The sequence below is a fragment of the Pedobacter agri PB92 genome (genome assembly GCF_000258495.1).
In the GTDB taxonomy this organism is placed as follows: domain Bacteria; phylum Bacteroidota; class Bacteroidia; order Sphingobacteriales; family Sphingobacteriaceae; genus Pedobacter; species Pedobacter agri.
Genome location: NZ_AJLG01000056.1, coordinates 19,332 through 27,248, shown reverse-complemented (window position 1 = coordinate 27,248; position 7,917 = coordinate 19,332). Strand labels below are relative to the sequence as shown.

Annotated in this window: 10 protein-coding genes; all 10 read right to left on the bottom strand. The window is 41.9% G+C overall.

The genetic code is table 11. The features are described from left to right. The coding region (locus ON09_RS26830) for an urease accessory protein UreH domain-containing protein (RefSeq protein ID WP_394358220.1) at nucleotides 1-118 on the bottom strand (118 nt) is incomplete at its 3' end. A gap of 26 nt (nucleotides 119-144) precedes the next feature. Further along, nucleotides 145-573 (bottom strand): FixH family protein, encoded by a 429-nt coding sequence (locus ON09_RS10270; RefSeq protein ID WP_010600979.1) that lies wholly within the window; start codon nucleotides 571-573, stop codon nucleotides 145-147. Nucleotides 574-637: 64 nt separating this feature from the next. Beyond that, the gene (gene ccoG / locus ON09_RS10265; RefSeq protein WP_010600978.1) at nucleotides 638-2,017 is read right to left on the bottom strand and encodes a cytochrome c oxidase accessory protein CcoG; all 1,380 of its coding nucleotides are present in this window, start codon (nucleotides 2,015-2,017) and stop codon (nucleotides 638-640) included. Beyond that, on the bottom strand, nucleotides 2,004-2,744 hold the full coding sequence (locus tag ON09_RS10260) for a cbb3-type cytochrome c oxidase N-terminal domain-containing protein (protein ID WP_010600977.1): 741 nt from the start codon (nucleotides 2,742-2,744) through the stop codon (nucleotides 2,004-2,006). The genes ccoG and ON09_RS10260 overlap by 14 nt, the downstream gene beginning before the upstream one ends. 16 nt (nucleotides 2,745-2,760) lie before the next feature. Next, on the bottom strand, nucleotides 2,761-2,964 hold the full coding sequence (locus ON09_RS10255) for a hypothetical protein (protein ID WP_010600976.1): 204 nt from the start codon (nucleotides 2,962-2,964) through the stop codon (nucleotides 2,761-2,763). After that, nucleotides 2,951-3,133, bottom strand: a complete 183-nt coding sequence (locus ON09_RS10250; protein ID WP_010600975.1) for a hypothetical protein — start codon at nucleotides 3,131-3,133, stop codon at nucleotides 2,951-2,953. The genes ON09_RS10255 and ON09_RS10250 overlap by 14 nt, the downstream gene beginning before the upstream one ends. Before the next feature lie 3 nt (nucleotides 3,134-3,136). Beyond that, nucleotides 3,137-5,278 carry a cytochrome-c oxidase, cbb3-type subunit I gene (gene ccoN / locus ON09_RS10245; protein WP_010600974.1) on the bottom strand — a complete coding sequence of 714 codons (2,142 nt, stop codon included), beginning with the start codon at nucleotides 5,276-5,278 and terminating at the stop codon, nucleotides 3,137-3,139. Between the two features lie 73 nt (nucleotides 5,279-5,351). Further along, the gene (gene ccoS / locus ON09_RS10240) at nucleotides 5,352-5,531 is read right to left on the bottom strand and encodes a cbb3-type cytochrome oxidase assembly protein CcoS (protein WP_010600973.1); all 180 of its coding nucleotides are present in this window, start codon (nucleotides 5,529-5,531) and stop codon (nucleotides 5,352-5,354) included. After that, the gene (locus ON09_RS25995) at nucleotides 5,528-6,934 is read right to left on the bottom strand and encodes a heavy metal translocating P-type ATPase (RefSeq protein ID WP_238533646.1); all 1,407 of its coding nucleotides are present in this window, start codon (nucleotides 6,932-6,934) and stop codon (nucleotides 5,528-5,530) included. Before ON09_RS25995 ends, ccoS begins: the two co-directional genes overlap by 4 nt. Further along, nucleotides 6,874-7,911, bottom strand: coding sequence for a heavy metal translocating P-type ATPase metal-binding domain-containing protein (locus ON09_RS25990; protein WP_238533645.1), 1,038 nt, complete (start codon nucleotides 7,909-7,911; stop codon nucleotides 6,874-6,876). The genes ON09_RS25995 and ON09_RS25990 overlap by 61 nt, the downstream gene beginning before the upstream one ends. Nucleotides 7,912-7,917 lie beyond the last annotated feature (6 nt).

The following is a 7,917-nucleotide window of genomic DNA, read 5'->3' as shown; positions in this document are numbered from 1 at the left end:
ACGTACACACTAATACATATTGAAATCCACTTCGAAAGAAATTCTCTTTCCCCAATGGCATAGCCAGCATCATCGGCCCGCACATCACCGCACAATGAAGGCTTCCGAAAAGCCCCATCAAAAATGCCAATGGAAAAAAGTCAATCATAAGGTAATGTTATTTTTAAATAGATAATCTTTTCCTAAGGAGTGCCATTTAAGGTTTATAAACCACATTCCTTTGGGCATTTTCGTTTTATCAACCAGAATAAGATTTGCCGTGCCTGAAGTCCGTCCGTTTATCTTAACATCATCGTTGCTATTGGCAGGCCGCATTAAAATAAGGTCGTATTTTGCACTATCTTTTACCTGAATGATAATCTGAGTTTTCGTTATGGTAATTTTAGGGCTCGCATTATCCTCTATAACATTCACTTTGGCAAGGTATTCTGCATTATAATTGATCCCCTTTTCATAATAATTTTCTTCGATCAAAGCATCCCTGCCGTGAACATGGAACATATAAATAACCATCCCCACAATAAACATCATGAATGTAAGCATGCCCAACACTATTTTTGTTCCCCAGTTCATATCTCTTTCGTTATTTTCAATTCTCCACTTCTTCGTTTGTACAATTTTTCAACTATTCCTTGCTTCAATTCTGGGTCCCTTGCGGCTGTGCAAAGAAACTTGTAGTTGCTGTGCTCAACACTTTGCCATTGGCAACGATTTCGAAAACAACATCTGTTTTATATTTTTTGATAGCAGTATTTCTCCTGATCAGAAAAAAAGTAAGATGTGCCGAACCTTCTTTTGGCAAAACCTCGGCCTTTTGGATGAAATTAATTTCATCTCCCGTTTCCTTTGATCTGAAAGTAAATCTTAAATCCTTATTGGTTTTGTTGATCAGCTCTGCATTGTAAAGGTTGCTAATTTTATCTGCTCCCCTGCTCTGGTATAAAGTACCACTTGCCCTTAATACCGTAGTCTGGATATCTTCTCTTTTATAGATCAATGAAGAAAAAACCATCAATACTGCAAATAGTACCGCAGCGTAACCGTAAGATTTTAAACCAACTTTATAGGGTTTACGTTCGTTGATAAAATCCTGATTGAAGAAACCGATCAGACTTTTAGGCCTGTTTATTTTAAGCATTACCTCGTTGCATGAATCGATACAGGCAGTGCAGTTTACACATTCAAGCTGTGTACCTTCGCGAATATCGATACCCGTGGGGCAAACCTGTACGCAGAGTCCACAATCGATACAGTCGCCGGCTGTTAACGCATTAGCATTTCTTTGAAGATGCCCCCGTGGTTCGCCCCTTGTGAAATCATAGGCTACCACCAAACTTTGATTATCTAACAGAACGCCCTGTAACCTACCATACGGACAAATTACCGTACATACCACTTCGCGTACATAGGCAAATATCCCGTAGAAGATTAAGGTAAAAAGCCAGATGGATATAAAGCCTGAAATATGACCTGAGATGGGCTCCGTGATAATTTTAAAGAGTACATCCGAGCTGACCATGTAAGCCAGAAAGGTATTCGCAATGGCAAAAGAAATCACAAGGAAAATAAAATGTTTACTTGTTTTTTTGACTATTTTTTCAGCATTCCAAGCGCCATCGTCTAGTTTTTTCTGTTTGTTCGCATCGCCTTCAATCCAGTATTCGATCCTACGGAAAACCATTTCCATAAAAATTGTCTGAGGGCAGGCCCATCCGCACCATAGTCTGCCAAGAACTACTGTAAAGCCCACAATAAACATAATAAAAATGAGCATGGCAAAGGCAAAAAGGTAAAAATCCTGTGGGGTAAATATAAATCCGAAGAAAACAAATTTCCGCGCTATAAAATTGAGGAGTACCAGCTGCTCGCCGTTAAGCTTTAAAAATGGACAAGAAAACAAAAACAACAGCAGCGCGTAGCTTACCCATTTCCGGTAGGTATATAACCTGCCCGATGGTTTTTTGGGATAGATAAAATTTCTACCCCTACCATTATTTTCTTTTTTATTTGCTGACATCGGCTTTGTTCACACTGTCTTTCGGCGCTTTCATTTCATTGTCCTTTAAATCCTTTGCCTCATATTTTTCACCTTGAGGTGCTTTGCCGCCTGCTGGGTTTGTTCCTTTTAAGGAGAGAATAAAATTGGCAACGGCACTAATCTGTTTCGGGTTCAGATTTTTCTCCCAACTAATCATTCCCTTCTCAGGTATTCCATATTTTATAGTTTTGAATATATTGTTTACACCGCCACCATGCAACCAATACTCGTCGGTTAAATTTGGACCAATAATCCCCTGCCCTTTATCGCCATGGCAAACCACACAGTTTGTGTTATAAACAGTTTTACCATCCGCCAGCACCGTTGGCGTATTATCAAACTTTACCGAATTTTCATCAATGGTATTGGCCGATTTTTCAAGATAGGCTGCTTTCTCTATCTGCGCTTTCGCCATTTCATTTTCGTACTCTTTATCCTGCAATTCTCCATATCCACCAATGTGGTAGTAAAAAAGATACGCCACCGCGAAAATCATGGTGCCGAAAAACAGGAAGTTAAACCAGGCTGGCACAGGATTGTTCAGTTCTTTAATGCCATCATAGGCATGATCGATTACCAGATCTTTTTCCTCTTCAATTGGCCTTAGGCTTAAAAGTCTTGTCCAGATTGATGGTTTATCATTCTGCCGTTTTAACCAGGTGGCATAGTCCATAACAGGCTCTTTTACAGGCTTGGTGTATGGCATAGGATTTGACTGTTCATTATCTAGTACCTTTAATGCATTTAACAGGGTTAGGGAGACAAAAAAGCAGCACAACCGCAAAAGCCAAGAGAATGATGATCAACATTTCCGACTGTTTTAGCCCAAGCCCTGCCTGAGCAGGTGTTTCGGTTTCTGCGGCATTCGCAGCGAAGGCGGTAATACAGATAAACAGTGACAAGAGCAATAGTTTAATCTTCTTCATATGCAATAGGTTGATTGTCTTGAATGGGAAGCTGGCTCATTACTTCAATATGCTTTTTGCTGAGTTTGAGCAGGTAAATGCCCACGATCACGAAAAACACCATGAACAGGAGCAGAGAGGTGATGAGGTATATTTCGCCACCGGCTAAATTTTTGATCTGGTTGAACATCTTTTATTGATTTGAAGGAATGGTTTCTTTGTTTGCTTTTATATCAGTACCCAAACGTTGCAAATAAGCAATAATGGCTACTATCTCCCTGTCGCTTTTAACCTTAATGTTATTCTCCTTTAGGTCGAGCGCAATCTTTTCGGCCTGAACTTTTAAATCATCGTTAGCACGTCTATCATAACCATCAGAATAAGGAACGCCCAATGTCTGCATTGCCCTGATCTTACTTGCTGTTGTGGTAATATCCAGTTTTTGTTCAGTGAGCCAGGCATAAGGCGGCATAATGCTTCCTGGTGACATTGAAACGGGATCGACCAGGTGATTGTAATGCCATGCATCAGAATACTTCCCGCCTATACGATGAAGATCAGGTCCTGTTCGTTTACTCCCCCATAAAAAAGGGTGATCGTAAACAAACTCTCCTGCTTTACTATATTCTCCATAACGCTCCGTTTCTGAACGGAAAGGCCGCACCGTTTGCGAGTGGCAGTTTACGCAACCCTCTCTGATATACAGATCTCTCCCCTGAAGTTCGAGCGCCGAATAAGGTTTTACGCTTGTAATGGTAGGCACATTAGATTGAATGGTGAATGTTGGCATCATTTCAACCATGCCCCCGATTAGGATGATGATGAGTGATAATACCATAAATTTCATTGGCTTACGTTCCAGAACCCTGTGCCAGGCCTTGTCCGATGAAGAAGTTTCGATAATCACTTTACTTAAGGGCATGGCCTCAGCCGGTTCGTTGGCAACCAGTTTAGCGCCCAACATGGTTTTGGCCAGGTTATAAGTCATGGCAATAACCCCTATTAAGTAAAGTGCACCGCCAATCGAGCGCAGAACGTGCATCGGGATGATCTGCAATGTGGTGGTCAAGAAATTCGGATATTTCAATAAACCTTCGGACGTAAATTCTTTCCACATCAGCCCCTGGGTAAATCCTGCCCAATACATTGGGATGGCATAGAAGAGTATACCCAACGTACCAATCCAGAAATGAAAACCAGCCAGTTTTTTAGAATATAATTCCGTTTTGTAGATGCGCGGAAGTAACCAGTACAGGACACCGAATGTCAAAAAACCGTTCCAGCCCAAAGCGCCAACGTGCACGTGGGCAACAATCCAGTCAGTAAAATGTGCTACACCATTAATCTGTTTCAAAGATAACAATGGTCCTTCGAAAGTGGCCATACCATAAGCAGTAAGGGCAACCACCATAAATTTAAGGGTAACATCTTCCCTTACCTTGTTCCATGCACTACGTAAGGTTAACAGACCATTGATCATACCCCCCCAGCTTGGTGCGATAAGCATGATCGAAAATGCCACCCCCAGTGATTGTGCCCAACCGGGCAATGAGGTATATAATAAATGGTGCGGACCTGCCCAGATGTAAATAAAAATAAGCGACCAAAAATGCAGAATACTTAATTTATAGGAGTAAACAGGTCTTCCAGCCATCTTAGGTAAGAAATAATACATCATGCCCAGATAAGGTGTCGTTAAAAAAAATGCCACCGCATTATGCCCATACCACCATTGCACCAATGCATCCTGTACCCCGGCATACACGTAATAACTTTTCATAAAAGAAATAGGCAGTTCAAAAGAGTTTACGATGTGCAATACGGCTATGGTAACAAAAGTGGCAATGTAAAACCATATGGCCACATACAAATGGCGTTCTCTCCTTTGGAAAATGGTGCCGAACATGTTCACGCCGAAAACCGCCCATATGATGGTGATGGCGATATCAATCGGCCATTCGAGCTCTGCATACTCATGTGAGGTAGTAAATCCCAAGGGAAGTGTGATTACTGCCGATAAAATAATCAGCTGCCAGCCCCAAAAGTGGATCTTGCTTAGCATGTTGCTAAACATCCTTGCTTTTAACAGGCGCTGCAGAGAGTAATAAACCCCCATAAAAATGGCATTGCCTACAAAGGCAAAAATTACGGCGTTGGTGTGCAGCGGCCTGATGCGGCCAAATGTGGTATACTGACTGCCCATGTTCATTGCGGGCTTGAAGAGCTGCATGGCTGCCAGCAAACCCACTGTCATGCCTATAATTCCCCATACCAGGGTGGCAATACCAAAGTTCCGAACAATCTTGTTATCGTAAGTAAATTTTTCTAACTGCATAATAGAAGCTGAATTTTTGTATGTTTTGAACCTCAAAGGTATTCGCCCATGGACAGAGAAAGGATGATAATGCTTAGCTGGAAAAGTGATCTTCTTCACTTTTTTCATCAACTGCTTCATCATCGAAAAGCATGCGGATACCCGGCGTATGTAGATCATCATTCTGCCCCGTTTTATAGGCCCAGAAAAACGCAGCCAGGAAAATCAATGCCATCAACACGCTGCAGCCAACCAAAAAGTAAAGGATGTTCATCTCAGTTTATTTTTACGGGCAAACCACCGGGTTGCCAAAGTGGTAAAGGAGATAATGGTTATGGTACTAATTGGCATCAGTACCGCGGCTACCAAAGGATAAAGCGTACCCTGCACGGCAAAATAAATACCAATGGAATTATACGCGATGGCTATTGCAAAGCTTATTTTAATAATCTTCAGCCCATCTTTACTTAGCTGAATAAAATCGGGCAAAAAATTTAAGGCACTACCTTTCAGTATGGCATCACAGCCAGGTGTAAAGTTATTAGTGTTATCGGTTACTGCGATTCCAAAATTACTTTGTTTTAAAGCTCCGGCATCATTTAGCCCATCACCCAGCATCATGACCCTATTCCCACCCTGTTGAAGCTTTAAAACTGCGTCGAGCTTTTGAAGAGGGCTTTGGCGAAACCTGATTGTTGCTTTTTTGCCGAATATAGCATCCAGCATCAAAAAGTCTTGACCAGAATCGCCTGATAAAACCAGCAGTTTCGATTTAGAAAGCTTTGAGATCAACTGCGCCAATCCCGGACGCCACTGCTGATTAATATCAAAAACCCCTTTATAAATATGGTCGATCACAATATGCACGCCGCTTCCCCGAGCAGACTTTACTGTTATGGGTAGCATAGAAAGATGTCCCGCGTAAATACTGTGGCCATTAGTTTTAGCTGTCAAACCTTTTCCTACCACCTCTTTATAATCGCTGAGTGAATAAAAACGATCAACATTTAGCGCTTTTAGGATATGCCTGCTAAGAGGATGTAAGGAATTTCGCAACAGGGAACCAATAATGATCTTCTCCTCCCCGGACATCGTTCCGCTAAAACCGATCTCTGCATCTTCATTGCTGGTTAGGGTACCTGTTTTATCGAAAATAATGGTATCACATTTGGCAAGTTCTTCAACAGCATCTGTATTTTTTACATAAAATCCTTTCTTATCAAAAACTGATAAAATCGCAGAAAGTGTAAATGGCGTACTTAATGCCAACACGCAGGGACAGGCAACGATAATTACGGCAGTAAACGCCGACCATGCTTTGTGGCTATCGCTCTGAAACCACCAGTACCCGGTAGCGGCGAACGCAATCAGGAAAACCCCCAGACTAAAGTATTTGGCTACAGTATCATTAAAGTTTTTTTTCTCGCGATTGTTTTTATAATTATCGTCGTTCCACAGTCCTGTTAAATAACTCTGCGAGACAGGCTTGACCACTTCAAGTTCTATGGCCTCGCCGATTTGTCTGCCTCCAGCATAAATAATTTCACCCAGAACTTTATGCACAGGGTCGGATTCGCCGGTAACAAAACCCATATCCATCCAGGCCTCGCCTTTCATCAGAATTGCATCTGCAGGAACCAGCTCGCCATTTCGGATCCACAGCCGGTCGCCGACCATGATGTCATCAATAGATACAGGTTTTCTTTACCATTTTGCAGGGTCGTTACTGCAACTGGAAAATACGACCGGTAATCGCGATCAAAAGATATGTGGTGGTAGGTCCGTTGTTTAAGCCATTTGCCCATTAAAAGCAGAAACACCAATCCTGTCAGCGTATCGGCAAAACCTGGGCCTGTACGGAAAATAATTTCGAATGCGGTACGCAGGAAAAGCACCCCAATAATCAATGCTAACGGGGTATCGAGGTTGATATGCCTGTGTTTGAGGCTTGTTATGGCTGAGGTAAAGTAATCGCGGCCACAATAAAAAGCAGCTGGAATAGAAAAGGTAAGGTTTAGCCAGCCAAATAGCGATTGAAAATGTTTCTCGAACCCTGAAAGACCAAAATATTCCGGAAAACTAAAAAGCATCACGTTTCCCATTAAAAATCCGGCAACGGCTATTTTTAACACCAAAGTTTTGTCTAGCGAACCATTATGTTGCTTTACGACATCCTGCATACTAATCAAAGGCGCGTATCCGATCCGGTTTAAAGTCTCTACCAGCTGCCTTAATGAAATTTCTTCATGACTGAAACTTATGGTAACCTGTTTTTTAATAAAGTCGATCCTGGAGCTGAAAATACCGGAATTGATTTTATAGAGATGTTCCAGCAGCCAGATACATGAACTGCAGTGAATGGCTGGAATGTAAAAAGTAATGATGCTCGAGCTTTCATGTCTATAATCGAGCAGCTTATCGATAATTTTCGGTTCATCCAGATATCCCAAATGACTGTCGTTATTAAACTGCCTGCCCGGGCTGTCGTTGTACACGTAATAATTGCATAAATTATTCTCTGATAGGATCTTGAAAACGGCCATGCAGCCCGCGCAGCAAAAATATTTGTCTTCCAGCTGATATTGTACTAAGGGCAGACCTTCGCCACAATGATAGCAAAGGACCTGTGTTGCGGTTTTATTTTGATCTTCCATGTTAAC

Excerpts from the sequence above, each read along its gene's own strand:
- ON09_RS10270 (WP_010600979.1), bottom strand. The coding sequence starts at position 573 with ATGAACTGGGGAACAAAAATAGTGTTGGGCATGCTTACATTCATGATG.
- ccoG (WP_010600978.1), bottom strand. The coding sequence starts at position 2,017 with ATGTCAGCAAATAAAAAAGAAAATAATGGTAGGGGTAGAAATTTTATC.
- ON09_RS10260 (WP_010600977.1), bottom strand. The coding sequence starts at position 2,744 with ATGCCATACACCAAGCCTGTAAAAGAGCCTGTTATGGACTATGCCACC.
- ON09_RS10255 (WP_010600976.1), bottom strand. The coding sequence starts at position 2,964 with ATGAAGAAGATTAAACTATTGCTCTTGTCACTGTTTATCTGTATTACC.
- ON09_RS10250 (WP_010600975.1), bottom strand. The coding sequence starts at position 3,133 with ATGTTCAACCAGATCAAAAATTTAGCCGGTGGCGAAATATACCTCATC.
- ccoN (WP_010600974.1), bottom strand. The coding sequence starts at position 5,278 with ATGCAGTTAGAAAAATTTACTTACGATAACAAGATTGTTCGGAACTTT.
- ccoS (WP_010600973.1), bottom strand. The coding sequence starts at position 5,531 with ATGAACATCCTTTACTTTTTGGTTGGCTGCAGCGTGTTGATGGCATTG.
- ON09_RS25995 (WP_238533646.1), bottom strand. The coding sequence starts at position 6,934 with ATGGTCGGCGACCGGCTGTGGATCCGAAATGGCGAGCTGGTTCCTGCA.
- ON09_RS25990 (WP_238533645.1), bottom strand. The coding sequence starts at position 7,911 with ATGGAAGATCAAAATAAAACCGCAACACAGGTCCTTTGCTATCATTGT.